Consider the following 26,703-nt stretch of genomic DNA (forward strand, 5'->3'; position numbering starts at 1 on the left):
AATGGCTTAGTTAATAGACCACTCGCCTAAGTAACTTTCTGAGTCGATATGTCCATTTTGCACGTTTTCATCTTGTTCAGAGCGTCCAAATCGATGCTGGATGACCATCTTACCATTAGTGTTGGTTGGATTTAATTGAATAACCTCCCAAGCATACTCATTTAAATCATCACCATCGTAATCACGTGCTTCTCGACCGTCACCACGATCAGCAATATCGCATGCAATAGTCGCAAAATGTATATTGCCAGAGTCTGCATAATTGTCACGATGAGTGTGACCGGAGAAGAACCCTAAAATGTTGTGTTTCTGCGCTTGATTATCAACCAGGGCAGTATAAATTAATCCACTGCGTTCAGCAGCTTCCTGATAAGATTTGGCGCCAGTATTTTCATACAGTGATTTAAAATCATCAAATTTCCATTCAGTTTCTTTAATACCTTTAACCGTTAAATGATCAAATACAGCAATTTTACGGTTTGAAGGGATATCGGCAAGTTTCTTAACTAACCAGTCACGTTGCTGCATAGTGTAGTCAGTATGTCCATGTCGGAAAGATTCATGATTTGGCTCTGACACATCAGCCATGTCGAAACCATCTAAAACAATAATTGTTACATTACTATTTGGTACATCATAACTACCAAACACCGCATTATTTGGATTTTCACTACCTGTAGGGACATCTAGCCACTGTGAAAACTGATCTAAGCGTAAGGGCTTAGCTTCATCATTAGTAATAACCTGATCTGCATTGTTATTTGTTTCGTCCCGTGCGTAACCAGAATTATCATCATGATTACCTTGAAGAACAATAAATGGACGATGGCACAACTTAATAGCATTCATGGCCCGTTTGATATCGGCAATTGAAATATCTTTTGGCTTTGCACCATCATTTAAATCACCACCATGAATAACTAAATCCACACTATAGTGATTAGCAAAATAGCTAACTAATTTAAGATGACGTAAAGCCCGTGCACTGGAAGGCGTTTCATAACTATCAAAATGAGTATCAGCCATGTATGCTATCTGGATCAGCATCATGATCAATATCAGCAGCTAAGTTATCCATAGCAACCTTTTCGGCAGGCGTTGGCTCAATTTCAGTTGTAGAATCGATATCTGTAATTGTTAATCCCTTTTCCCATGTTGCTGTATTAACTTGACCATGTTTCATTTCCAAAGCATAAGGCCAATATTCTTCAATCGGCTGAACTTTTCCAGTATCATCAGTAACATAACTATAATTTGACCAGTTGTGAGGGACTCCCTTAGTGGCACTATCAACAATACTCTTTACATTTTCATACGTACTGACTGGCAAATATTGGCCGTTTCGAAGAACAACCCATAAATGATCATCATTAAAAGTTTTTCCAGTATAATTAATTGGAGTACCTTTCTTATATAACCGAATTTGATTAGCTTTATTATTAGGATCCATAACTGGTTTAACACGACCCCATGCATCAGAATGAATTGTTAATGACCCAACCGATGGATAAATATAGGCTTCCCCGACAAACTTTCTTCCTGGATCAGAATCCATGGCCGGCATGGCTGTATCGACCCCAGTATGTGAACGTGGCGTCCCAGTTTGGGTAGTAGTCCCGGTATCTTTTTGCGGAATAACCGGATCACCAGGATTAGTATCTGTTCCATAATACCGGAATGGACTGATCGTGGCATATGGTACATAGTAAGTTGAACCATTCGTATTTACATATTGGAACCAGTAGTGACCGTCGGCTTTAATCTTGGCGTTATAGTCGACCGTTTCCCCAACTGACCATGAATCCAGATGCTCAGCATCCATGTCTGTTGAGGCTCGGCCTGCCGCGGGTTCGGAAAAGGTAAACTGACCAGATTCTGTCAGCGTTGTGCCGTCAGGCGTTTGGTCAGCAACATCAGCACCTGCTTGACCAGTTAAGCTACCTAATTCACCAGTTTGACCAGTCTCAGTTCCAGTTGGTGGCACGATTGGCTGAACACTGGCATTGCTGTCAGTCCCCAAGTATTCGCCAGTATCGGTATTGGCATATGGCACGTACCGAGTAGTACCAGAAGCAGATTCATATGATAACCACAACCAGTTACCATTCTTTAGTTTCTTGGAATAGTTAACACTTTCACCGGATTCATAATAAACAATTGGTGTCGTGTCAATATTGGGTTCGTTTCGGACGCCAGCTTGAGCATTAAAAGTAAATGAGCCATTAGCATCAATTTCATACATATCAGGTGTATTTGAAACATCAATAGGCATAATTTTTACCTCACTTTATTTTGATGCTGTAATCGCGATTACAGTGACCATTCTAGTGAGGTTTCTAAGCCCTACGTTCCGGATTTGTTGCAATCTACAGAATAAAAGAGCCACCGAATTTTTCGGTGGCTTTTACTATAGAGAATACCTGCAAAGTCAAAACGGTATTTCCTAATATTGTAAACCAGTCAATAATGCAAAGGCAGCTTGAGCTTCAGCCAAATATTCGGGTTGAAAACAATCCTTTAGTTCGGTGTAAGTGTCCTTTAAAATTGCCGGTTTGGTCTGTTCAAACAGCGCAGTCAACCTTTTAGTAACGTGCTGTTGCTGATCTGGTCTGGCATATTTCACAAAATACTGCACTAACTCAGTTTCGCCATGATCAACCCGATTCGGGTCAGTTAAGACGGCTTCATAACGTGCTGTTTTAACTTGTAAAGCCAGTAAAGAGATATCAATCTGTCTGCGCTGCATCCGTAAAGTTGCCTGTTGTTCCTTCAACACCTTTAACCGTTGTTCAACCGTTTCCTGGTTTAAGTCAGTTGATACCACGATCTTCTTAATTTGCTTGATTGGCACCCCAACTTCACGGAAACATTTCACCAGATTAACGTCACTCACATCGCGGTCTGAAAACTGGCGGTAGCCATTTTGATTCCGAATTAAATTCGGCAAGAGCCCCAATCGATCATAATAGCGCAGGGTCGGTACCGTTAAATCAGTTAATTTTGCCACTGCTTGAATGGATTTCATAAACATTTCTCCTTGCCCTAAAGTGTACTTTAGGGAATATACTTCGCTTGAATCATAACCGAATCGGAGGAAATACGCAATTGGAAAACTTACAGCAATCCATCAACAGTCCCTTTAACTTTCATTCAACTGCTAAGCAAATTATGAAAAATATTGATTTAACGTGCAAGTACGCCATCGTTACCGGTGGTTATAGCGGGATTGGTCTGGTCACTTCATTAGCTTTAGCGCACGCTGGCGCTCAAGTCACGGTCCCCGCCCGTCATCCAGAAACGGCGCGGGAACTGTTCGCAAACGAACCTAATATTACCGTTGCGACCCTTGATTTAATGGATCCGCATTCAATTGATCAGTTTGCTGATAACTACCTTGCTAGCGGTCATCCGCTGCATATTTTGATCAACAGCGCGGGCATCATGTTCCCACCCCTACGCCGTGATTCACGGGGGTATGAATCCCAATTTTCAACTAATCATTTGGGTCATTTCCAACTCACACTGAGACTGTACCCTGCTTTACAAAAAGCTCACGGTGCCCGAGTAATTGCTGTATCCAGCCGGGCCCAACGAATGGGTGGCATTCAGTGGGATGACATCAACTGGGAACATACACCCTACGATTCTCATCTGGCCTACGCACAATCTAAAGTAGCCAATGGGCTTTTCGCCGTAGCGTTAGACCAATACGGCAAAAGGGATAACATCCGTGCATTTGCTGTTCATCCCGGACTAATTCCGACGTCCGGCCTCGGTCGCGCTTCTGGCCAGTATCATCCGTTCATGAGTCGCTTCATCAACCAATTAGGTCTGCTGCACGTTAGAAATACCATTGAAGCAGCTAAGGTCGGCTTCCGAACTGCGGATTACGATTACTATAAAACCTTGCAGCAAGGTGCTGCAACTCAGCTTTGGGCAGCTACTAGTCCCCTGTTAAATGACATGGGTGGCCTTTTTCTCGAAGACAGCAACGTGGCAACCGCAGTATCCGCCAACTCCGATTCCCGCTTTGGAGTCCGCCCGTGGACCATCGACCCCCATGATGCAAAACGCCTCTGGACCATCAGTGAACAGCTGACGAATACTAAATTACCGCAAAATTAAAACCGTTAAAGTTGCATTACCTTTAACGGCTATCGCATTTATTTCACTCAACTAGACACAACAAAATCTCCCTGCAAAACTACTTTAATCAAAGGTTGTAGTTGAAAATACACGTTACAAGTTGTGGTATGAAAGAAAGTTTAGATAGAGCTTTTGTTGTCGAAGCAGGTGTATCTCTTGATTAATGTAGTCTGCCAGAGAGATTTTTAAGTTGCTAAGCGCTCATTGATAAAGCGCTTACATTTTGATTATAACACGCTTAAAGTGACCCTGTTCAAATAACGATTGGACGGCATTTACCTTGCCGAAAACCACCATTAATGATGCTAGATCATAGCACGCAAAAGCCCACCGAGTGCGTACTCTGTGGGCTTTGTTACTAGTATTCATTTTAATATTAATTAATGATTGTGAACTTGCTGCGATGCAACACTGCTGCGATGTGCAGCAAAGACTGGCCGTAAGAAGTGAACCCCAAGGCCTAATACCAAACCGACTACAGCTGGCAAGACCCAGTCCATGCCGATGCTTGCGAATGGCAGAGCACCCTGCTGGAACGTTGCGACGGCTTTACCAAAGGCACTTTGACTGACAACAGCTGGGAAGGCGTCGATCATGTCAAAGAATGCGGGAACGGCGGTGCAAACAACGACGAATGCGTAAACCACACCATCCCGATGGAACAGTGGTGAAAAGACTGACAACAAGATCAGTACCATGGCGAATGGATACAGGAACATTAACATTGGTGTTGACCAAGCGATGATGGTATCCAAACCGAAGTTAGCGGTCAAGAATGAAGCAGCACACATAAATGCGAGCCATTGACGATAGCTGACACGGCTGAAATGCTTGTGAAAATCTTGAGCAAAAGCAGTAACCAAACCGATAGCAGTGGTCAAACAAGTAACTGTCAGTAACGTTGCTAATAGTGCATGACCAAAGGTACCCAAGTAATGCGTCACCAGTTGGTTGAAAGCAACCCCACCATCAGCAGAAACTTTATATTTACCTAACGTAGTAGCACCTAAGAAGATAAGACCAACGTAAATCACACCAATCGTCCCAGTTGCCAAGACACCTGCGCGAGCAGTTACTTTAGCATTTGAACTAGGCTTCGTCTTACCAAGTTGATTAACGGCGGTAACGACGGTAACCCCGAAGGCTAAGCCGGCTAAGGCATCCATGGTGTTGTAACCTTGTAAGAAGCCGTTGAAGAATGAAGCGTGCTGATAAGCGGTAGTGACGGCCATTTTGCTAGCGTTGCCCATTGGATGAGCAAACCCCATGACGAAGACCGCGAAAAGCATCAGCAGAAATACTGGGTTAAGCACTTTACCAACACTCGTCATGACGTTTGATTGTTCGTATGAAACCAAGAAAGCTGCACCAAAGAACAGCACTGAGAAAACTAATAGTCCACCATGTGCCCAGCTTGCAGGAATCAATGGCTGAACCCCAACTGAGAAGGGAATTGTGGCTGTCCGGGGAGTCCCGAATAACGGTCCGATGGTGGCGTGAATCATGATCATGAACACCAACGCGAATGCTGGACCAAGGGGACGACCGATGTCATAAACACCCTTTGAACGGGTAACGGCAACCGCTAAAACTGACAGTAATGGCAGTAACACCGCGGTAACTAAGAAGCCAACCGTTGCTAAGCCCCAATGTGCACCGGCTAATTGACCTAAATGAATTGGGAAAATCAAATTCCCGGCACCGAAGAAGAGTCCGAAAAGCATTGAACTGACGACTAAATATTGTTTCACTGATAAGGGTTTAGGATTTAAATCTTTGACCTGTTCCATATCTGAAGACCTCCGTATTATGTGTATGATTGCTAATTAAATAAGTATGAGTCTGAATCTGACTAATGTGACTAATCTGATCTTCCACTGAAACCACCACCTTTATGTGTTTGATAAGCTATGTATTAAAAAAGCACCCTTACTCCACAACATGTGTGAACTAAGGGTGCTTTTACACTGTACCACCTTATAATCGTTATTTTATCACTAAAATAACCTCTTCACGTACGGTCGCAAGGACGATACGCTAACTCGATAATGGGAGTGCCCAACGTACGTTACTTAAATTCGGTACGTCGCTCAAAAGGGATTTTCACTGTTCAACTCTGGCTTCCTCTCACCAAACGAAGCTCGCTTACAGGTGCTGAACAATTACTTAACTTTCTCATAGCGTTTTAATTTGTTTAACAAGTTCCATGATAATCACATTAGATAAGAATGTCAACATAATTTTTTAATCTTTTTGCCATAAAATAGTTCAAATACTCACAGCTAAAACTGCGGCATCTTCTTCTCATAAGCCTCAATCTGGTCCTCATACTGCATCGTAATGGCAATATCATCCAGACCATTAATGAACTTATGCTTCCAGAGTGGATCAATGTCAAAAGCAAATCGATTCCCATCATAGCGCACTTCTTGTTTAGGTAGATCCACGGTGATCTTAGCATCCGCTGGCGCAGCAGCTAAAATTTCCCGTTGATCAAGCGGCAATTTAATGGCCAGAAAGCCATTTTTAGTACTATTCATATAGAAGATATCGCTGAAACCACCAGCAATAACGGCCTTAAAGCCGTAGTCCTTCAATGCCCAAACGGCGTGTTCACGGGAAGATCCACAGCCGAAGTTATCGCCCGCAACTAAGATCTCCGCACCCTGTCGTTCAGGCTTGTTCAAGATAAAGTCTGGATTAGGCTTGCCATCCTTATCATAGCGCCAGTCAAAGAATAGATGACGGCCATACCCGACTTTTAGAATGTTCTTTAAAAACTGCTTGGGAATCAATTGATCGGTATCAATGTTATCCTTCATGATTGGAATTGAAGTACTCGTAATCGTTGTAATGGGTTCCATTATGCGACGCCTGCCTTTCTGATATCAACAAAGTGGCCATTGATGGCTGCGGCAGCCACCATTGCTGGACTTGCTAAGTGTGTCCGCGAACCAGCCCCTTGACGGCCTTCAAAGTTGCGGTTGGAGGTTGACGCACAGTGAACCCCTGCTGGCACTTGGTCTGGGTTCATCCCTAGACAAGCTGAACAGCCGGGTTCACGCCAATCACAGCCAGCATCCTTAAAAATCTTATCAATGCCCAATTTTTCAGCCTGTTCCTTAACCGTCCGTGAGCCAGGAACAACTAAGGCCGTGACTTGCGGTGCAATATGGTGACCCTTCAATACTGAAGCCGCAATCTTCAAATCAGATAGCCGACCATTGGTGCAAGAACCGAAGAAGGCAAATTCAATCGGAATTTCCGGTGCCGTTTGGCCTGGTTCAAGGCCAACGTAGTCATAGGCCTTTTGATCGTCTTCATTTTTAATTTCTGGGAATGGTTGATCGATTGGTACCGCCATGCCGGGATTAGTTCCCCATGATACGAATGGTGCGAGGTCGCTGACATCAAAATCAATCACGCGGTCGAAGGCAGATTCATCATCCGTATAAAATTGCTTCCAATATTCAATCGCTTTAGCCATGTTCTTAGGCGCGTATTTACGACCAGCAACGTAATCAAAGGTCGTTTGATCAGGCCGCATGGTACCAATCTTAGCACCGCCTTCGATCGCCATGTTACTCAACGTCATCCGTTCTTCCATGCTCATTTGTTCAATGGTATCGCCGTAGAATTCAGCCGCGTAACCAGTCCCAAACGAAACTCCTTCACGGGCGATTAATCCCATGATAATATCCTTAGCATAAACGCCTTTTGGCAGCTTGCCATGAACGTGGATCCCCATGGTCTTAGGTTTCGTCTGCCAGATGGTTTGCGTTGCCAGCACGTGTTCCACTTCTGAAGTCCCGATACCAAACGCAATGGAACCAAATGCCCCGTGAGTGGCGGTATGTGAATCACCGCAAACGATAACCATGCCAGGTTGTGTTAGCCCAAGTTGCGGTCCAATCACGTGGATGATGCCTTGATCTTCATCACCCATACCAGCTAACCGAACACCAAACTCCTTGGCGTTTTTAGCCAGCGTATCGATCTGCTTACGTGAAATTTCATCCTTAATGTTAAAGATATCTTTGGTTGGCACGTTATGGTCCATCGTTGCGAACGTTTTATCGGTCCGGCGTACTTTACGATGATTTTCGCGAAGTCCTTCAAAGGCTTGCGGTGACGTCACTTCATGAAGTAAGTGCAGATCCACGTAAATGAGCTGTGGGTCGCCCTCTTTTCCTGTAATCACGTGCTGATCCCAAATTTTATCAAACATGGTCTGGCTCATATGAATGCCTGCTTTCTTTAATATGGTTAATAATTGTCTTTGTCATTTCATCAGTAGTTGCTTTGCCACCTAAATCAGGTGTTACAACACCGGCCGCTACCGTTTGGTTGATTCCATCAGTGATTTCAGTGGCTAAATCAGCGCGGTTAAATGAATGGGTCAGCATCATGGCCACTGACCGGATCATTGAAATCGGGTCGGCAATCCCTTTGCCGGCGATATCTGGTGCGGATCCGTGAATTGGTTCATACAGTGATGGCCCATCAGTACCGCGGCTCATAGATGGAATGGTTCCCAGTGAACCGGTGGTCTGAGCAGCTTCATCACTGAGGATATCGCCAAAGAGATTTTCAGTGAGGATCACGTCGAATTGACTTGGTGACGCAATGATTTTCATGGAGGCCGCATCAACGTAGCTGGTGTCATAGGTCACATCCGGATACTCCGTGGCAATTTGCGCAACGATCTTGCGCCACAATTTACTGGTATCCAGCACGTTCGCCTTATCCACTAAAGTGACGTGCTTCCGGCGCTTCATGGCCATATCGAAGGCCACCCGAGTGATCCGTTCGATTTCTTCGTTGGTATAACGCATGGTATCTAGCGCGTAATCAGCGGTGGTTTCCCGAGGCTTACCGAAGTAAATACCACTGGTTAATTCACGGACGATCACAAAGTCTACCGGTTCGGTATTTTTAATGGGCGAATATTTCTGCATTGCGGGACTGATCTCCGTTGGTCGGATATTAGCGAATAAATTCAACGCTTTTCGAATGGCCAGTAACCCGTGCTCCGGTGTTTGTGGTACGCCATCCCACTTTGGCCCGCCAATGGCAGCCAGTAAAACAGCATCGCTTTGCTTGGCAGACTGCAAGGTTTCAGCCGGTAACGGTTCGCCGGTCTGGTCAATCCCGGCACCACCAAATGGCATCTCATGAAGCTGGTAATCGAAGTTTTGCCCCTCACTGACTGCAGCCAGGACCTTTAATCCGGCTGCCATGATTTCTGGGCCGATATAATCACCGGCAAGGACTGTAATATTAACTGTCATGATGCTTTCACCTCACTGTATTTGTTCATAATCACTCGAAGATCATCTTCGGAGACAATGTCGGTATGATCCGCTTTATTCTTAAAATGGGGGAAGATGATCTTCATATCGTCACGGTCAACGTCGTAACCCATTTTGTGCAATTTACTCATCACCGCGTGGGAACCTGAAAGCTTCCCAAGTGGCAACGTGGTCTTAGCAGCACCAACCGATTCAGGGGTCAAAATTTCGTAAGTCTGTGGGTTCTTAAGCATCCCATCTTGATGGATCCCTGATTCATGGGCAAAGGCGTTGGCACCAACCACCGCCTTATTATGCGGTACTGGCATCTTAGCGAATTTGCTGATCATGTCGCTGGTGTGCTTAGTTTCCTTCATATTAATGTTGTTGGTGACATCGTAATAATCTTTACGAACGTACATTGCGGCGGCAACTTCTTCCAGCGCTGCGTTACCAGCACGTTCACCAATTCCGTTGATGGTTCCTTCAATCCGAGTAGCACCATTTTCGATTGAAGCTAAGCTGTTCGCAACGGCCATGCCAAGATCATCGTGACAGTGAACGGAGAAGGTGTATTGATCAAAATCAGTGACGTTTTCGCGCAGGTTCTTAAAGAGTGCAGCGAATTCAACGGGGTTGGTGTAGCCCACGGTGTCTGGAATGTTAATCACGGTTGCCCCGGCTGCAGTGGCCGCGTTAATCGATTCAACCAAGAAATCAGGCTCAGTTCGAGTCGCATCTTCTGGTGAAAATTCCACGATGTCAAAGAACTTATGAGCGTATGAAACGCAGTCGGTAATGGTATCGATTACTTGTTGTTTGGACATGTGGAGTTTGGAGTCACGGTGAATTGGACTGGTGGCAATGAAGACGTGGACTTGTTTATGGGCAGCATCTGCAGTGGCTTTGACACAGGCGTCAATATCACCCTTTCGAGCTCGGGCAAGACCAGTCACACAGGTGTTTTTTACGGCTCGGGAAACAGCTTGAACAGCTTCAAAGTCGCCTTCGGAAGCAACTGGAAAACCGGCTTCGATTACGTCAACGCCCCAGGCTTCAAGCTGTTTGGCAATCGCCACTTTTTCATCAATACTGAAGTTGACGCCAATGGTTTGTTCGCCGTCACGCAGCGTGGTATCAAAAAACTGAATTTGTTTAGTCATATGTATATCCTCCTAGATTTGAGTAATTTAACCAAAAACAACACCCCATTCGCTTTGAATGGGGTGTTGTTTTGCCAAGCCCCATTTCATAACGCAAATAGGACTTGACGTGTTACACAATGTCAAATCCTAGGTCATAATAATAAGGCTAATAAAGAGGTTGCAAGTGTTGAGTTGTTATTGAATTGAACAGTCATCAGATGTACCTCCTTATCTTTTTGGTCGTTTTTAGTATGCTCACAGGTTAGCATATCAAATGAGAGCTGACAAATCATTTTCTAATATTCCTAACAATTTACTCATTAAATTATTAGTTTATATCAAGCTACGCCTAGCCTTCTTAAATCTCCTTCTTCTTTACTATTCTTTTTTCTCATGAATATATTCTCTATTAGTTAATATTCTATTGGAATACAAAGACAATCATCGTAATTTGTCATGCTAGACGATACTAATTATGCTATACTACTTTTATGAAATCATGAATTTGTTATAACGAAAGGGACGATCAACCTCATGAATGAAATTAAATCACAACGTCAAATCATTCAAGTTGGCAATTCATTAGCGATTACCATTCCCGCAAATATTGCGCGTAAACTGAAAGTCCAAAAAGGAGATGCCATCGACGTCTCTTTTCGAAATGATATCCAGCTCGATGATCAATTTTTCCAAAGTCTAGAAACAGTCATCGATCAATATGATGGCGCGCTCAATCAACTACGAGGTGAACAGTAATGCGTTATCTAACAGCAGATGAATTAGTCGCTATCAACAGCCGGCTAGTTCTCAATGACAGCCAGCAGCCCGGCGTCAACAATATCGACCAGTTGGATAAGATTATCGCGGTTCCCCAATCCACCTTTTATGATCAGAGCCTGCGAGAAATGGTCGCCAATAAAACCGGTTTTTTAATGGAATCCATTATTTCCGGCAAACCGTTTTTGAGCATGAATCTGCAAACTGCAATGATTGCCGTAGCGACCTTAGCTGATTTAAATGATTATCACCTAACCTTTACCAACGATGAGTTCGTGGATCTGGTTAACCGCGTCAATCAAAATAACCTTGAAGCAACTGATCTGTTCGGTATTTTTAACAGCCATTTAAAGCAAAAGTAAATAGTAAAGCGCAGCTCAGTTTCCAAAATTTGGAAACTGAGCTGCGCTTTTTTATCAACGACTTACTTTTATTCTATTCACCATTTCCCGGTACTTTTAGCTGCTTCAAAACTTCAATAAACCGTTCCTCTTCTGGTGTTAAAACGTATCCTTGGCGCGTGACAACCGAAATATTAAACCGTTCAGCTACCGGATCCAAGACCGTTAAACAAGCCAAAGACTCCTCATCTGCTGGACCCACTACATCCCGGACCAACAAACTGATCCCAAGATTTTCTTTCACCAGACTGGTGATCCAGGACGTATCCGGTGTTTTATAGATCACTGGCGGATTCACGCCCGCAAACCGGCTAAAGGCTTCAAATGCCTTAGGATGAACAAAGCGTCGATTTAACATAATAAACTCTTCATCGGCCAGTTCTTTAAAATACACGCTGCCCTGATCAGCCAGCCGGTGCTGCCGGCTCACCACGACCACAAAGGGCCGACTGCCAATGTGACGAACGCTTAACGAAGGATCATGCAGTGGTAAAACTGAAGCCAGTAAAGCAACGTCAACTTCGCCGTTCTTAACAGAATCTAATAGGTCACCAGACCCAGTCTCAGTGACGTCTAAGCGCTGTAAGAGCCCCTCTTTTAATAGCTGACCAGCCAATGAAGGAAAGTATAAGGAACCAATGATTGGCGGCAAGCCAAAGCGAATCCGCGATAATTTAGCGTTTTCAATTTCTTGATGGGCTAACGTTAAATTGGCGGTGATCATGCTGGCTTTTTCGTATAGCAACAATCCAGACCGGGTAATTTCGGTCCGATTGTGAGCACGATCAACGTGCACTAATTCATCTTCAAATTCTCGTTCAAGTCGTTTAACCGCCTGAGTGATGGTTGGCTGTGAAACATTAAACGCCTTAGCAACGGCAGTATAATTACGCTTTTCGACCAATGCTTTAAAGTAGGCTAAGTCTTTTGTGTTCATTTATAAAGCTCCTTAGATTCAATTACTCATCATAGCTTAGCGTGAACTACTCGCAACTAAAGTAGCGAGCTTCTAGGAATACCGCTGACTTACACATTATTCTTTGAATGTCGTGCAGAGGTTACTTACGGCTATTGACTAAGGCACGTTCCATGCCAGTTATGGTTCAATATTTGGCAGCTTGGTTTTCGCTACCTCATTATTATACTTGATGGCCCGAATCTAGGCAATTCATCACGTCCTTAAAAGAACGTGTTCCCTTGCCCATATACAAAAAGTTGTGCCCGTCTAAATAAACAGGCACAACTTTTTTAAATTCTAATTTAAAAACATTTTTTACCACATACCGAGTACTTTCATCCAAAGAGAACCAACTCCGCCCCAAACAACGAGGTAAACCAGACCCAAGATGAAGTTTAGACGCCACCAGTCGCTTTGCTTGTTGTAACCAGCACCAAACAGTGCGGAAGCAGGACCGTTAGCATACTGCGTGGTTGAACCGAAGATCGCACCGGTAAAACCAAGCATCATTGCGGCAAAGGTTGCGGGTGCACCAGCTGAAATGGCAACGGCCAGTAAGGCACCATACATTGCTGTAACGTGAGCAGTACCTGATGCAAACAGGTAGTGACTGTAGAAGTAGAACAGAACTAAGACAGCCAACACAATTCCCCAGCTCATGCCGTGGAGGCTACTACCCAAAGCTTTTGATAACCAAGGAATAAAGCCTAAGGTGTTTAATTCATTGGCCATAAAGATCAAAATTGAGAACCAAATGATGGTGTTCCAGGCACCAGTTTCGTGCAAAATATCACTAACACTTAAAACGCCAGTCAATAGCAGTAAAACAACGGCTAAGAAGGCAACCGTAGAAGCTTCCAAACCAACAAAGCTAGAGATCATCCAGAGGAATAGGGCAATTACGAAAACAGTTGCCATGATCTTTTCTGGCGTGGACATCTTGCCCATTTCAGCCAATTCTTTGTCAGCCCATTCTTTGGCATTAGGAGTTTCCTTGATTTAAGGTGGGTACATCTTGTAAATCAACCATGGTACTAATGCTAAACAGATAATACCAGGAAAAAGTGCAGCGATGAACCAGCCCATCCATGAGATCTGAACGTGCATTCCTTTAGCTAAAGCAACGGCAACCAAGTTAGGCGCCATGGCAGTCATAAACATCCCAGAGGTGATAATATCACCATGGAATTCAGTGAACATCAAGTATGAACCGATCTTGCTCTGTGTGCCATCTTTAGGCGTTGAACCAAACGTATCGGACAGAGATTCGATGATTGGCATAACGATCCCACCGGCACGAGCCGTGTTACTTGGTGTGGCTGGCGCAGTGACCAGATCAACACCGATCAAAGCGTATGACAGACCCAACGTTCGTTTACCGAATAAGCGAACGAAGATCAACGCGATTCGACGACCTAATCCGGTATTAATGAAACCGCGTGACAGGAAGTAAGCCATCCCGATCATCCAAACAGTATCATTACCAAATCCGACGGCAGCATCTGCCATCTTCACTAAACCGAGTAAAACGGACGCCGTAATACCAATAAGTGCTACCCCAGCAATGGGAAGGGGCTGTGTAATACAGCCCAGAATGGTGGCAATAAAAACAGCTAACATGTGCCAAGCGACGAGTGAAACACCGACTGGCTTAATTGGTGACAAGAACCAAATAATCAAACCGACTGCTATCGGTAAAATAAATCTCTTATAATTTATTTTATTGAGTATCATTTTGCTACTCCCTAATAATATATATTAACGCGTGGTGCTAGTTAAATATTGTTGTACAAAAATAGCCTGAATCGGCTACACTTTAGTTACCGCTAACTAAAAAAAGCAAGACCAATATCAGATCACGTCAAGTGTAATCAAAGTACGATTAAATTTCAATCCCCATTGAACCGCTGGAGTGAGGTTTTAGAACCGCTATATCAGCGCTTTATTTCCCAGTTTGATTCGATTTAGACGAAACGTTAAACAAGCTAAATTAACTGATGTAGCGCGGTATTGGCTTTACTGTGTTGGCAAGTCGAACTAGGCATGACCAATCAACGGCGATTTTATCGCTTCCTAGTGGTTTTCAGAACTTACCAGAACGGTCTCGTTTCAGTCGGATTTGTGCCCGTACTAATCGACTTTTTCAATTGATTCGCTGCGCTTTAATCCGGACAGCAATGCCCCAACCAAGCTATACCATCATTGATAGTTTTCCGATACCACTGTGTCAAAATATTCGTAATCGCCGCGCAAAACTGTTCAAACCGAATGCCGATATTGGCTATAATGACACCAAAAGAATGTGGTATTACGGTTTCAAAGGTAGCTTTGAAGTCACTAATCAAGGCGTTGCCGTGGCTTACACCATCACAGCAGCATCAAAACACGATATTAAAATGGTACCAACCCTGGTTAATCAATATCCGTGTCAGCATATTCTAGGAGATGCCGGGTATCCAAGTCAAAAACCACATCAACAGTTAGCTAAAATCGGCGTTGATTTTTGGACGTCGAAACGCCGAAATATGAAACAACCGAAAGCAAATCAGCGACTACTAAAACGGAAACGTCGGCATATCGAAACCATTTTTTCTAAGTGGGTAAGTTATTTTGATCTGGAGCATAATCGTGCTAGATCATTGGCTGGATTTCAAACGCGAATTGAACAATGTTTGTTTGTCGATACTTGTTTTAGAATTAACTAGCACCACGCGTAGTCATTAGTGTAGTTGTAGACGATTAACGATTTATCTTCACTCAATCGCAGTTGAAAAGCCTTGCCGGGTGTTGCTGGCTTACCTGATTTTGATTGATCGAGTTTAATTTGAACAACATCTTGAAGTTTAGCCATAAAAAATCACCTCATCATAATTGATAACTAAAGGTTGAAAGTTAAAAATGTACAATAAAACCCCGGCTTACCGGGGTTTTATTGTACAAAAATAGACATGAATCACTCCACATCTGTATACTTAAAGTGTCTAATCCCAAATATACGGAGGAGTTTCATGCCCATGTCTACTATACAATATAATTCCACTAATATTCACCATTCTTTTCACCATTTTTCAAAATTGGTACACCTTTCCGCCACGCTACGGCGGTCTAATATTTCGAAATCACGCGGTATTCGCACCGAGTTACTCTTCGAATGGTTACTGACCACCATCTTTAATCGTTACTCGATTTTTAGAGCCGAAAAAGCCAATGGTTTTTCGAAACGCACCGTACGTAATTGTTTAAATAACGCTCATACTAACTGGCAACGCTTAGTTCAATTAGTCGGGATTCATTTGATTGAATATGTCCAACACTTCACCGATAATCGTCGACGTCAGGCTTTGATTATCGATGATTCGCTTTTTAAGCGGGAGTTTTCTAAGAAAACCGAGTTATTAGCGCGGGTCTTTGATCATGATAAACAATGTTACTTTAAGGTTTTTCGCGCTCTAACCTTAGGTTGGAGCGATGGCAATACTTTCCTGCCACTTCATTTTGCGCTGATGTCTTCTCACAACGTTAAAAACCAGTTAGGGCTGTTCAACGCGACTGATCAGCGTTCTTTAGCGGCTCGACGTCGGTCACAAGCGGTCCGTAAAATGATGATGTGGCTCTCGAATTAGTGGATGATGCCATTGCGTCTGGTGTTAAAGCCAAATATGTTCTTTTTGATAGCTGGTACGCTTCACCGCATATGTTTTCGGAACTAGTCAAACGCCATCGTGACGGCATCGGCATGCTGAAGAAAACGCAAAAAGTTTACTTTCGTTATCGTGGTCGTGAAATGGACGTTAAAACGCTATATGCCATTCTCCGTCACAGTAAGTGGTCGACTAAGACCACTTACCTGTACAGTCCAATGGTGACATTTGAAGTCGCTGGTCAGGCTATGCCGATGAAATTAGTCTTTGTGACCAAACGTGGTCAAACCGATCAGTACTTGGTTTTAGCGGCTACTAAGCTAAGTTTAAAACCAGCTGAAATCATTCAACTATACGGTCGTCGCTGGCAAGTTGAGTGTTATTTCAAAGTCGCTAAACAATATCTTCAATTTAACCAAACCCAAATTCAAAGTTATGACGGCTTGTGTGGCCATTTAGCGATGGTCATGTTAAGCTATGATATTTTGGCGTTATCACAACGTGAGAACACCGATGAACGTACGCTAGGGGATCTATTTTACGATTACGGTCGTCCATTACCCGATATTGAGGTTGCCAAAGCCTTGGGCTGGTTATTAAAAACGATAACTGGTCTAGGTGAACGCTTTGAAATGCTGACTGCGGTTCTTGATGCCATTTTCGATGAGTTCAAAAAAGCATTACCCAGCGGCCTCACGAGGCTGCTGGGTAGTGCTCAATAAACTTAAAAATACTATTATTTGATGCCACATGCCTTTTGTATCAAGGACTGTGGTCTGTTTTGGTACTTTCAACCTTTAGATTGATAAGGTGATTCTGCGCCGTTAGACGCATTCATAGACGTTCGGTTATAGTGCGCTTACGAACTAAGAACGTGTTTTTTTGATATATATGCCGTGACATAAAATATACTCTTTCCTAGTTAACGGAAAGCCATAAATCACTTGACTTTTGGTGGGAAACAACCCTCAAAAGCAAGTTAAGTTTATTGAATAAACTTAACTTGCTTTTGAATCTTCTTAATTTCAGCTTCCTTACGTTCGTTAAAGATAACCTTGTTCTTCGTAAAGAGGTTATCGCCATTCGTATCGATCGAAACGATCAGTGGACCAAAGTCTGACACGTCGCATGACCACATTGCTTCAGGCATGCCCAGATCCGTCCACTTAGCATCAACGATCTCATTAACATGCAACCCACCATAAACGGCGTTACCGGCAGGATAGATCAAGTGCAGTGCCTTATACTTTTTGCAGGCGCGTTCGGTACCAGGACCCATACCGCCTTTACCAATAATCAACTTAACGTGAGATTGTTTGATGAATTCTTCTTCAAACTTCTCCATCCGCATACTAGTAGATGTCCCAATAGCAACCATTTTATACTTGCCATTACCCTCATCTTTAACAATGGGGCCAGCGTGCATGATTGCCTTGTTCGCGATATCAATTGGCAATGGTCGATGCTGTTCAACAAAACGCCGGTGAACCATATCACGTGCACAGGTCATTGAGCCGTTCAGGTAAACCAGGTCGCCTACGCGGATATCTTTAATATCATCATCAGAAATTGGGGTGGTCAAATGATAAGTTTTCATTTTAAAGTTCAACTCCTTTGTTATAAGGTAATTCATAGTTCAGATCTTCATCAAATTTAATCAAGCCACGTCGGTGTGACCAGCAGCCGGTGCTGACCGCAACACCCAAGTCTGATGGATGGCGGGCAGTGTTAACCACGTTGACGCCGTAAACAGACTTCTTACCACCAATACCTTGCGGGCCAAGGCCAATGTTGTTGATACCATCTTCAAGCAAGTGTTCCAGCTTGGCAGCATTAGCGTTAGAGTTTTGACTATCTACTCGGCGCATCAGGGCCATCTTAGAATTAAAGGCTGCCGTTTCAACTGAGGTACCGATACCAACCCCAACTAACAATGGCGGGCAGGCATTAACCCCATAACTCGTCATCCGATCCATAACGAAACGCACAACACCTTCATAACCTTCACCAGGCATGAGAACTTGAGCTTCGCCAGGTAGCGTACAACCACCGCCGGCCATATAAACGTACATCTGAATGTCAGAACCATTACCATCAACTTGTAAGAAGACGGAAGGAATGCCATCACCAATATTCAGCCCAGTGTTGAATTCATCAAACGACTGGAGTGCGTTAGTCCGCAGTGGTGCTTTCTTGGTTGCACGGTAAACTGCGTCCTTCAAAATGTCATTGAGTTCGCCTAATAGTGGAAATTTAGCGCCACACTTAACGAAGAATTGTAAGGCACCCGTATCTTGACAGCTTGGCCGCTTCAGTTTATTAGCCAGCATTTGATTTTCCATCATCGTGTCGTAGAAGAGCTTTTGAACTGGATCAACTTCCACTTTTTGTAGTTCTTGTAATTTGGCTGTAATATCGTCTGGTAAACGGTGGCTGACCATCACAACGTAGTCAGTAAGAATGTCTCTCATCCGTTGACCCTTGGCAGATAGAACAGGTTCTGTATAATCATAGGTCTGAGTCTTAGCAGTATCCATTTGATTTTTCCTCCTTTAATTCATAAATTTAGTGTAGTTAGTTTGTGTTTAAAAAACTAACCCTTATATAACTTGTTTTATCAGAAAAATAAAATAATCAATTTGGTTAATATTAAAAATTAACTATAAGACGGCAAAAAAAGAAACGCACCATCAACAGTCAAAAAGCTGTTAATGGTGCATTTTATAGCTGAAAATAGCCATAATTTGTGATGGGTAGTTACCTGATCTTCTCACAAAAATTGACTATCCAAGATTTATTGATTGAGCAATGATTTTAATTTATCGACCTTCGTTTTAAGCGCCTCATATTCCACAAAATGTTCTCGATAGGAACAGGTGTTACAGACGCTAAGCTGATTGACTGCAGTGTCTCCCGCCCAATCGGTGAGCTGATGGGTGACCCATAATTTTTGCTCGGCTGAAAGCGGTCGTCTGAACTGATCAGCTTGCGCACTTTCATTTTGCGAAAGATGATTGCGATACTCAGATGGGGTCTGACCAAAATGTTTTTTGAACATCATATTAAACGACTTGACCTCTTTAAAGCCGTTGTTGAAAGCAATGTCGGCAATCTTGGTATCCAGATCGCCCAAAGCAATCACCGTGTGCTGTAGGCGACAGCGTGTCAAATATTCATAGAAGTTAATCCCAATTTCCGACTTAAATATCCGTGAGAGATAGGCGGTTGAATAGTGGCTCACAGCCGCAGCAGTCTCTAGAGTGATATTTCGCGCATAGTTAGTATTAATGTACGTAATGACACGGCTGAGTGAGCTCTGGCGATGCTGGGGCTGATTATTACTCATGTTATCCGTATCTTCCGGATCAAAGAAATCGTTCACCAAAACACCGATCAATCTGAAATAAAGCAGATTCATGTTGAAGTGATTCAAATGATCAGGTTTCAAGCCCAGACTCAGTTGCGCCATGATTTGGCGAATCAGATCATAATCATGATGTTGCGGTAATTTGACACTGTTAAGTGCGAATGCGCCATGGTCGAGATCGATCCCTTGGTCGAGTAAAAAGGTCGGCATAATGCGTAGCCGCATAGCAATACATTCACTAGACAACGCAAAAGTCGCGAAACCACAGTTGGCGTTAACAAGCAGAAGATCGTTTTCGTGCATCGTATAGCGCTTGCCATCCACGTTAGCTTCTACCGTGCCTTTCAGCAACCAGATCAGCTTCACTTGCTCATGCCAGCTGTAGTGATAATTGCCAATCATATAAGTCAGCAGATCAAATTTAACCTGAGCCACTGAAGAATAGGTGATGTCATTTGTCATATGATTTCCGCTCCTTTTTGTGATTCTTAGTTGCCTTTAGCTTTCTTTCTCTTGCAAATAAATAGTCCATTGAAACATATCAAGTCAAGATTTGACATTTTTTAGCTCATTCACCTGTATAAGTTTTAACGCAGCACAATTGTGACCGTAAATGTACTCGTTTGCACATTATTTAACAATTCGGAGGAGGGGTATTTTAAATGTTTTGAGTGAAGTTAAAATTATCTAAAATATTATTCATACTTCTTAACAAATGTTTTTTCATAATATTTTCTGCTACCTCAGCATGACCTTTTTTGATCTCAGTGAGTAATTCAATATGTTCATGTGCAGATTTCAAATGATGTTCCAAAGCTGGATGAATCGTATTGGTGCTGGCCCCGTTCCAAAGTTCTTCGAGGATTTTATACAGTTTATTGTTATCGGCAGCTTTCCAGATAGCGGTATGGATTGTCTGATTAAGTGACGCAAAATCTTCAACTGTCGCAGCTGGTGAATCAATTAAAGCTCGTTCCCGATCGATTAAACCTTGAACATCCATTTGATTTTCAGTGGCCCGTTTGACTGCGGCACTCTCCAGAATGATCCGGACTTCAAAATGATCAGTTATGAATTTTTTATCGATCTTACTGACGATAGCACCCTTGTTCATCCGAAGAACAATGAGCCCTTCTGAGCCCAGCTTTTGAAATGCTTCGCGCACGGGGGTCCGGCTGACACCCAATTCAGTCGCAATTTGGGTCAGACTAAGTTCTTCTCCCCCAGAATATTCACCGCTTAAGATTGCTTTTCTCATAATAGAAGCAACCCGTATGTTTGTGGGCATCTGTTTGATAGGTTCCATGTAAATTAACCAGTCCTTTTATAATTTTGAGTCTGAGTAATCGTGGTGAAACTGATAGGTTAATCGCAAAACTTTATAGAATAAGTATACTAAAAACGATCGATAAAGTTAAATGTTTAGTTACTATAATGCCTGATGTATCAGTTATCTACTCAGTTTAAAATACCGATGAGGTCCCTATTATATAGCAAATAAAGATGGTTTTCCGAATCGGAAAACCATCTTTATTTGCTATACTTCGAAATCTAACCAATTTGTGGCCTAATTTCCTGATGATCACCAAAACCGCGTACTTTCAGCCAAAGCACTAAAATCATTTAATCATCAGTCACGCAAGGCTTGACTATTAATCAACGCCTAACTTATGACGCATATACGGTTTGATACCGCCAGCGTCAAGAATCTTAAGGGGTTGACCGGTGATTTTTTCAGATTTGAATTCTTCTCCAGTGGTTAAATCTTTAACAACACCTTTATCAAGGTCAATTTTCAAATCATCACCATCTTTAACATGTTGACTGATTCCTTTGCAGATAACCGGTACCAATGACAAATTAACAGCGTTGCGGTAGAAGATTCGAGCAAACGAGTCCGCAATAACGGCACTGGCACCCATGTGCAGCATCGTAATGACGGCATGTTCACGACTCGAACCACAGCCATAATTAGTCCCGGCAACGACGATTCCACCCTTAGGGAAGTTCTTACCAATGTTTTTATCCACACCCTCTAAGCAATGCTTACCGATTTCGACTGGATCAGTCAGTTCCAAGTAACGACCAGGATAAATTTGATCGGTATCAATATTGTTACCTAATACAATGATTTTTCCTTCAATTGTCGTTTTCACAATTTATTCCTCCCTGTTAGTCTGTCACTTTAATTTCATCAAGATATGGTCTAGGGTCCGTAATCTTTCCGTTCAAGATACTAGAAGCAACGGCTGCTGGACTAGCCAAATAAATCTTGGCATCAACGGATCCCATCCGTCCTGGGAAGTTCCGGTTGGTACTGCTCATGCAAACTTCACCGGAAGCTAAAATTCCTTCGTGAATACCTAAACAAGCAGCACATCCAGGAGCGGCAATCGTTGCGCCAGCAAGAATTAAGTCTTTGATATACCCCTTTTCGATACATCTGCGCATCACTTCTGCTGAAGCGGGTACAATATCTAGCCGTTTGAACTTTGGAATACGTTTGCCCTTAAGAATTTTGGCAGCAACTTCAATATCTTCGAATCGACCACCGGTACAGCTACCAATGTAGCCTTGATCAAGTTCAACATCACCGTCTTTAACAACGTCGGTCAAAGCATGAACGTTATCAACACTGTTTGGGCAAGATAGGGTTGGTTGCATTTTAGAAACATCGAATTGGTGGCTTTCTTGATATTCAAAATCATCATCGGTGTATTGGACTTCAAAAGGTTTAACCGCCCGTTTTGAAACGTAGTCTAAAACGGCTTGGTTAGGTTGCATGTAAGCTGTTTTAGCACCCATTTCAACCGCCATGTTGCAAATCGTCATTCGACCGGCAACGCCCAGTTGGTCAACGTATGAACCGGTGAAGTCAATGGCTTTATAAACCGCGCCATCCGCTTTAAGTTTACCCAAAACGTTTAAGATAACGTCTTTAGGAAAGACCCCTTCAGGAGCTTCGCCATCTAGTCTAACTTCAATGATTTCAGGTACTCTAAACCATAGCTTACCAGTCAGGAGAATCGTTGCCATATCCGTTGCACCGACCCCCGTACCAAAGGCACCAAACGCACCATGGGTAGTCGTATGAGAATCAGTGGCAACCAAGATCATCCCTGGATAAGCTAATCCAGCTTCTGGCATTACTTGGTGACAAACACCCGCATTCGTATCAAAATGATATTTCAAATTATTTTTCTTGGCAAATTCGCGCATTTCCTTGTGGTTTTGTGCGGCCTTTTCATCTGGAGCTGGTGCATAGTGATCAAAGACAAATGTGCACTTCGTATTGTCCCAAACCTTTTTACCACCCATTTCATAAAATGAATAAACCGTTTGTAAATACAAATCATTAATTTCCGCAAAATCAATGTCTGCGGTTACAATTTCTCCAGCTGAAACATGATCTTTTCCACTATTTTTTGCAAGAATCTTCTCTAAAGCATGCATACCGTTCACTCCTTCTTAAAATTAGATATCGTATATTGTATACAATATTATTGCTCTTGTTCCCAGTGAAATTCAATAGCAAAATTAGAATATCCTTAATATTCTTTTTTAGAATATCATCAGCCACAATGAACACTCATCGGCTAAGCAACGCCTCCCGAAGTATCACCTTAAACCGCGTTAGGTCGGGTTATGTTTAAGAAATAAGAATAGCGGCTGGTTCCCTAAAGTTCCGGAAACCAGCCGCTATTCTAGGTAACTAAACCGTATTTTGATACTCGGTTACTGATCAATTCTGATAGTCACCATTTTGCGATATTTTTAATTGTTTCAAAACTTTGATAAACCGTTTCTCATCAGCGGTCAATATGTAACCTTGCCAAGTAACAATGGAAATATTGAACCTTTCAGGTAATGGATCCAGGATGGTCAAACAGGCCAGTGATTCTTTATCGGCAGGACTGATCACATCATGAACCAACAAACTGATCCCCAGATTTTCTTTGACTAGACTTGTGATCCACAAAATATCTGGGGTTTTATAAATAATCGGTGGATTAACGCCCGCGAACTGACTAAAGGCTTTAAAGGCTTTAGGATGAACAAACTTATAGTTTAACATGATAAATTCTTCATTAGCTAGTTCTTTAAAATAGACGTTGTTTTGATTGGCTAGTCGATGCTGACGGCTGACCACGATCACAAAAGGTCGGCTGCCAAGGTGCTTGACGTTTAATAAGGGATCGTGAAGCGGTAAAACTGAAGCCAGCAGTGCAATATCGATGGTTCCCTCTTTCACAGCAGTTAATAAACCACCAGAACCGGTCTCAACTACGTTTAAGCGCTGTAAAAGTCTGTTTTTTAGCAACTGACCAGCCAGTGAGGGGAAATACAGTGACCCGATGATCGGTGGCAGGCCAAAGCGAATTCTCGATAATTTTGCGTTTTCAATTTCTTGATGGGCCAAATTTAAATTGGCCGTAATCGCGCTGGCCTTCTCATATAATAATAATCCAGCCCGGGTAATTTCGGTTTGACTATGGGTTCGATCGACGTGAACCAATTCATCTTTAAATTCTCGTTCAAGTCGCTTGACCGCCTGAGTAATGGTTGGTTGCGACACATTAAAAGCCTTAGCAACAGATGTATAATTTCGCTTTTCAACTAATGCTTTAAAGTAGGCGAGGTCTTTCGTATTCATCTTTACTACACCGCTCCTTAGATGCAATTACACATCATAGTTTAGCAATAGCTTAGCACAAACGAAAAGATCGTGCTGGCTGGGCAATCCCAAGATCATTTCAAAACACACAAAAAAAGACACAGCCACAATAAATGTGACTGTGCCGATTGGATCTCAACAGGAGCTAGTTAACAGCGACTTAAGAAGCCACCAGCAAACCGGATTGACCTGAATTTTCCACTACTTATTACTTATAAGCCTTTACTTGGTCATCACTAAGTTCGTCATTCATATGGCCGCTTACAAAACCACCAAGATCTAACGAGACATACTTAAAGCCCAAGCCCTTCAATGTTTCATTGACGCTTGCACCCATGGTTAATAAGGCGGTCATTTTATCTGCAGGGACTTCAATTCTAGCCACTGTATCATGTACTCTAACACGGACAGTACCAAAACCTAATGACCGCAGATAAGCTTCCGACTTCATAACCATATCGATCTTTTCTTGGGTAATCGTGGTGTTATAAGGGAATCTTGAAGACACACTGCATGACGGTACCTTGTTCCAATTAGTGAGTTGATATTGACGAGCTAGGTCACGCACATCAGCTTTGGTAAAGCCATTGATCTCCAGTGGACTAACAGCTTTTTCTTCATCCCGGGCTTTTAAACCTGGACGGTAATCAGCAAGATCATCATAGATGATGCCATCAAAAACAACACCGCTTTGATATTGTGCTTTAAGTTCATTCATCCGTTCATAAAACAGCTTTTTAGCCGCATACCAGCTGTTGGCCGTGTTATGACGAATATCGTCATTGGCTAAGTACGAAATTTGGGTTTCAACAACTTCTACACCCAGTGAACGACCTAATGCAATTGCTTTGTTAAACTCTTCATCGCTAAAAAGTTCAGAATTAGCAACAACCGCTTTCACATTTTGACTGCCTAATTGATTCATGGCAGCCTTTAAAATAACCGTGCTGTCAATGCCACCAGAAAATGCGACCAGTGCTGAGTGATACTGTTTAACAGTTGCATTCAATGCTTCTTCTTTGCTCATTACTATATCCATGATATTCCCTCCGATTTCTAACCTTGATAGCGTTTCTTAATATTGTCATACACTGTATCCAATGATAAATCAAATTTGTCAGCGATCTCTTTGCAATCCTCATACTCCGGAGTGATCCGCTTAACAGCTTTAAAACTGGCAATTTTTATTCGAACTGGCATATTTTTATAAGTTATTTTTTCAAAACTTCTCTGCATGATCGTTCTTTCGTACGGGATGTATCTGACACCCTTAGCAGTCGTATATTTGAAAACCAGTTCCGTTAACTTATCTTGATCCTGTTTTTTTACTAGTAAAGTCAACTTAGTTCCTGGTCGATTTTTCTTCATCTGAATCGGGATAAAGAACGCATCTAGCGCGCCGTTGGCTAACAATTTATCCATCGCGTAGCCCAGACTTTCGGCAGTCTGATCATCAATATTGGTTTCAATTTGAACCACCTGATCATGCGTCCCCGAAACATCGATATGGGAATCGGTCTTCTCGAGAATAAAGACCCGTAATGCGTTAAACAGACCAGTATCGCGTTTACCAAACCCGTAACCAATTTTTTGAATATCGTCATTTTGATCAAGTGAACTGAATTCACTCACGAATTCTTTAACGATTCCTAAACCAGTTGGGGTCAGCAGTTCCGTGTGAACATTGACGTTTTGTTTGACTGGGATTGTTCGTTCAGTTAGCATCTGTGAGACTGCGGGGACGGGAACCGGCATCCGGCCATGAGCAACATCGATAAAACCGGTGCCATCTGTAATGGTCGAACACTTAACGTCATCAACACCCAACAGCTCCATGGCAATGCAGGAACCGACAATATCAACGATGGAATCTAGAGCGCCGACCTCGTGAAAATGAACTTCATTCAGCGGCACGTTATGAACCTTAGATTCAGCCCGACCAATATCTTGGAAAATTGAAATGGCGTGTTTTTTAACCGTCTCGGATAATTGACTGTTCTCAATTAACTTAACAATATCGTCAAGATGGCGACCATGATGATGCCCATGGTGTTCCTGCTCGCGATGTTCAATGAAGCCGTGATCTTTTTCTTCACCCGAGTCCAAAACAACATCAAAGTTAGTGCCATAAATGGCGCTTTTGGCAATTCGTTCAGCCGTCAAAGTGTAGCCGCTGACGTGCAGTTTCTTTAATTCTGCTTCAATATCGTGAATATCAACGCCTAAATCAATCAGCGCTCCAAGGAACATATCGCCACTCATACCCGAAAACGCATCTAAATACAAAGTCTTCATTACTTTA

General features: G+C 42.8%; 22 protein-coding genes, 3 pseudogenes and 1 other annotated feature. Of the genes and pseudogenes, 5 read left to right on the top strand and 20 right to left on the bottom strand.

The window, feature by feature from the left end; genetic code table 11:
* Positions 1-6 precede the first annotated feature (6 nt).
* From FFM73_RS02345 to FFM73_RS02355, 3 genes are all read right to left on the bottom strand, one after another.
* Complete coding sequence (locus FFM73_RS02345; protein ID WP_171001168.1) at positions 7-1,026, bottom strand: metallophosphoesterase family protein; 1,020 nt, start codon at positions 1,024-1,026, stop codon at positions 7-9.
* Positions 1,019-2,272: an SH3 domain-containing protein gene (locus FFM73_RS02350; protein ID WP_137630185.1), complete on the bottom strand. Its 1,254-nt coding sequence runs from the start codon at positions 2,270-2,272 to the stop codon at positions 1,019-1,021. Before FFM73_RS02350 ends, FFM73_RS02345 begins: the two co-directional genes overlap by 8 nt.
* Before the next feature lie 171 nt (positions 2,273-2,443).
* Positions 2,444-3,025, bottom strand: a complete 582-nt coding sequence (locus FFM73_RS02355) for a MerR family transcriptional regulator (RefSeq protein ID WP_171001169.1) — start codon at positions 3,023-3,025, stop codon at positions 2,444-2,446.
* Positions 3,026-3,105: 80 nt separating this feature from the next.
* On the opposite strand from FFM73_RS02355, the gene FFM73_RS02360 reads away from it, so the two are divergent.
* A complete protein-coding gene (locus tag FFM73_RS02360; protein WP_235874430.1) occupies positions 3,106-4,125 on the top strand; it encodes an SDR family NAD(P)-dependent oxidoreductase in 1,020 nt (339 codons plus the stop codon).
* 401 nt (positions 4,126-4,526) lie between these two features.
* Here the strand turns inward: FFM73_RS02360 and brnQ are convergent, their stop codons facing one another.
* The 5 genes from brnQ to FFM73_RS02385 all read right to left on the bottom strand — a co-directional run bounded on the left by brnQ (position 4,527) and on the right by FFM73_RS02385 (position 10,600).
* Positions 4,527-5,936 carry a branched-chain amino acid transport system II carrier protein gene (gene brnQ / locus FFM73_RS02365; RefSeq protein ID WP_137630187.1) on the bottom strand — a complete coding sequence of 470 codons (1,410 nt, stop codon included), beginning with the start codon at positions 5,934-5,936 and terminating at the stop codon, positions 4,527-4,529.
* 159 nt (positions 5,937-6,095) lie between these two features.
* Positions 6,096-6,334: a binding site (T-box leader), on the bottom strand.
* 94 nt (positions 6,335-6,428) lie between these two features.
* Positions 6,429-7,010, bottom strand: a complete 582-nt coding sequence (leuD, locus tag FFM73_RS02370; protein WP_137630188.1) for a 3-isopropylmalate dehydratase small subunit — start codon at positions 7,008-7,010, stop codon at positions 6,429-6,431.
* Positions 7,010-8,386: a 3-isopropylmalate dehydratase large subunit gene (gene leuC / locus FFM73_RS02375; protein WP_137630189.1), complete on the bottom strand. Its 1,377-nt coding sequence runs from the start codon at positions 8,384-8,386 to the stop codon at positions 7,010-7,012. The genes leuD and leuC overlap by 1 nt, the downstream gene beginning before the upstream one ends.
* On the bottom strand, positions 8,367-9,437 hold the full coding sequence (gene leuB / locus FFM73_RS02380; RefSeq protein WP_137630190.1) for a 3-isopropylmalate dehydrogenase: 1,071 nt from the start codon (positions 9,435-9,437) through the stop codon (positions 8,367-8,369). The genes leuC and leuB overlap by 20 nt, the downstream gene beginning before the upstream one ends.
* The gene (locus FFM73_RS02385; RefSeq protein WP_137630191.1) at positions 9,434-10,600 is read right to left on the bottom strand and encodes a 2-isopropylmalate synthase; all 1,167 of its coding nucleotides are present in this window, start codon (positions 10,598-10,600) and stop codon (positions 9,434-9,436) included. The genes leuB and FFM73_RS02385 overlap by 4 nt, the downstream gene beginning before the upstream one ends.
* A gap of 516 nt (positions 10,601-11,116) precedes the next feature.
* On the opposite strand from FFM73_RS02385, the gene FFM73_RS02390 reads away from it, so the two are divergent.
* The gene (locus FFM73_RS02390; RefSeq protein ID WP_137630192.1) at positions 11,117-11,338 is read left to right on the top strand and encodes an AbrB/MazE/SpoVT family DNA-binding domain-containing protein; all 222 of its coding nucleotides are present in this window, start codon (positions 11,117-11,119) and stop codon (positions 11,336-11,338) included.
* Positions 11,338-11,721, top strand: a complete 384-nt coding sequence (locus FFM73_RS02395) for a type II toxin-antitoxin system death-on-curing family toxin (protein WP_137630193.1) — start codon at positions 11,338-11,340, stop codon at positions 11,719-11,721. Before FFM73_RS02390 ends, FFM73_RS02395 begins: the two co-directional genes overlap by 1 nt.
* 73 nt (positions 11,722-11,794) lie before the next feature.
* Here FFM73_RS02395 and FFM73_RS02400 read toward each other — a convergent pair whose 3' ends face one another.
* Together FFM73_RS02400 and FFM73_RS02405 are read right to left on the bottom strand one after the other, a co-directional pair.
* The gene (locus FFM73_RS02400; protein ID WP_137630194.1) at positions 11,795-12,697 is read right to left on the bottom strand and encodes a LysR family transcriptional regulator; all 903 of its coding nucleotides are present in this window, start codon (positions 12,695-12,697) and stop codon (positions 11,795-11,797) included.
* A gap of 336 nt (positions 12,698-13,033) precedes the next feature.
* Positions 13,034-14,452, bottom strand: a pseudogene (locus tag FFM73_RS02405) (anion permease).
* A gap of 114 nt (positions 14,453-14,566) precedes the next feature.
* Between FFM73_RS02405 and FFM73_RS02410 the strand changes: the two are divergent.
* A pseudogene (locus FFM73_RS02410) lies at positions 14,567-15,423 on the top strand (IS982 family transposase).
* Here the strand turns inward: FFM73_RS02410 and FFM73_RS12705 are convergent.
* A complete protein-coding gene (locus tag FFM73_RS12705; RefSeq protein WP_171001170.1) occupies positions 15,420-15,569 on the bottom strand; it encodes a hypothetical protein in 150 nt (49 codons plus the stop codon). The pseudogene FFM73_RS02410 and the gene FFM73_RS12705 sit on opposite strands and share 4 nt — an antisense overlap.
* Positions 15,570-15,732: 163 nt before the next feature.
* Between FFM73_RS12705 and FFM73_RS02415 the strand changes: the two are divergent.
* Positions 15,733-17,081 (top strand): annotated as a pseudogene (locus tag FFM73_RS02415) (IS4 family transposase).
* A gap of 263 nt (positions 17,082-17,344) precedes the next feature.
* On the opposite strand, the gene ttdB reads toward FFM73_RS02415, so the two are convergent.
* The 9 genes from ttdB to larC form a co-directional block, all read right to left on the bottom strand.
* Positions 17,345-17,956: a L(+)-tartrate dehydratase subunit beta gene (gene ttdB / locus FFM73_RS02420; protein ID WP_137630195.1), complete on the bottom strand. Its 612-nt coding sequence runs from the start codon at positions 17,954-17,956 to the stop codon at positions 17,345-17,347.
* A gap of 1 nt (position 17,957) precedes the next feature.
* Positions 17,958-18,896, bottom strand: a complete 939-nt coding sequence (ttdA, locus tag FFM73_RS02425) for a L(+)-tartrate dehydratase subunit alpha (protein ID WP_137630196.1) — start codon at positions 18,894-18,896, stop codon at positions 17,958-17,960.
* Positions 18,897-19,153: 257 nt separating this feature from the next.
* Positions 19,154-20,188 carry an AraC family transcriptional regulator gene (locus tag FFM73_RS02430; RefSeq protein WP_137630197.1) on the bottom strand — a complete coding sequence of 345 codons (1,035 nt, stop codon included), beginning with the start codon at positions 20,186-20,188 and terminating at the stop codon, positions 19,154-19,156.
* A 196-nt stretch (positions 20,189-20,384) separates the two neighbouring features.
* The gene (locus tag FFM73_RS02435; protein WP_137630198.1) at positions 20,385-21,032 is read right to left on the bottom strand and encodes a GntR family transcriptional regulator; all 648 of its coding nucleotides are present in this window, start codon (positions 21,030-21,032) and stop codon (positions 20,385-20,387) included.
* Between the two features lie 346 nt (positions 21,033-21,378).
* Positions 21,379-21,882, bottom strand: coding sequence for a LeuD/DmdB family oxidoreductase small subunit (locus FFM73_RS02440; RefSeq protein WP_137630199.1), 504 nt, complete (start codon positions 21,880-21,882; stop codon positions 21,379-21,381).
* A gap of 16 nt (positions 21,883-21,898) precedes the next feature.
* A complete protein-coding gene (locus FFM73_RS02445) occupies positions 21,899-23,179 on the bottom strand; it encodes a 3-isopropylmalate dehydratase large subunit (RefSeq protein WP_137630200.1) in 1,281 nt (426 codons plus the stop codon).
* A 289-nt stretch (positions 23,180-23,468) separates the two neighbouring features.
* On the bottom strand, positions 23,469-24,380 hold the full coding sequence (locus FFM73_RS02450) for a LysR family transcriptional regulator (protein ID WP_137630201.1): 912 nt from the start codon (positions 24,378-24,380) through the stop codon (positions 23,469-23,471).
* A 229-nt stretch (positions 24,381-24,609) separates the two neighbouring features.
* A complete protein-coding gene (gene larE, locus FFM73_RS02455; RefSeq protein WP_137630202.1) occupies positions 24,610-25,440 on the bottom strand; it encodes an ATP-dependent sacrificial sulfur transferase LarE in 831 nt (276 codons plus the stop codon).
* A gap of 17 nt (positions 25,441-25,457) precedes the next feature.
* Complete coding sequence (gene larC / locus FFM73_RS02460; RefSeq protein WP_137630203.1) at positions 25,458-26,696, bottom strand: nickel pincer cofactor biosynthesis protein LarC; 1,239 nt, start codon at positions 26,694-26,696, stop codon at positions 25,458-25,460.
* Positions 26,697-26,703: the final 7 nt, after the last annotated feature.

This window comes from Secundilactobacillus hailunensis (genome assembly GCF_005405185.1).
Taxonomy (GTDB): domain Bacteria; phylum Bacillota; class Bacilli; order Lactobacillales; family Lactobacillaceae; genus Secundilactobacillus; species Secundilactobacillus hailunensis.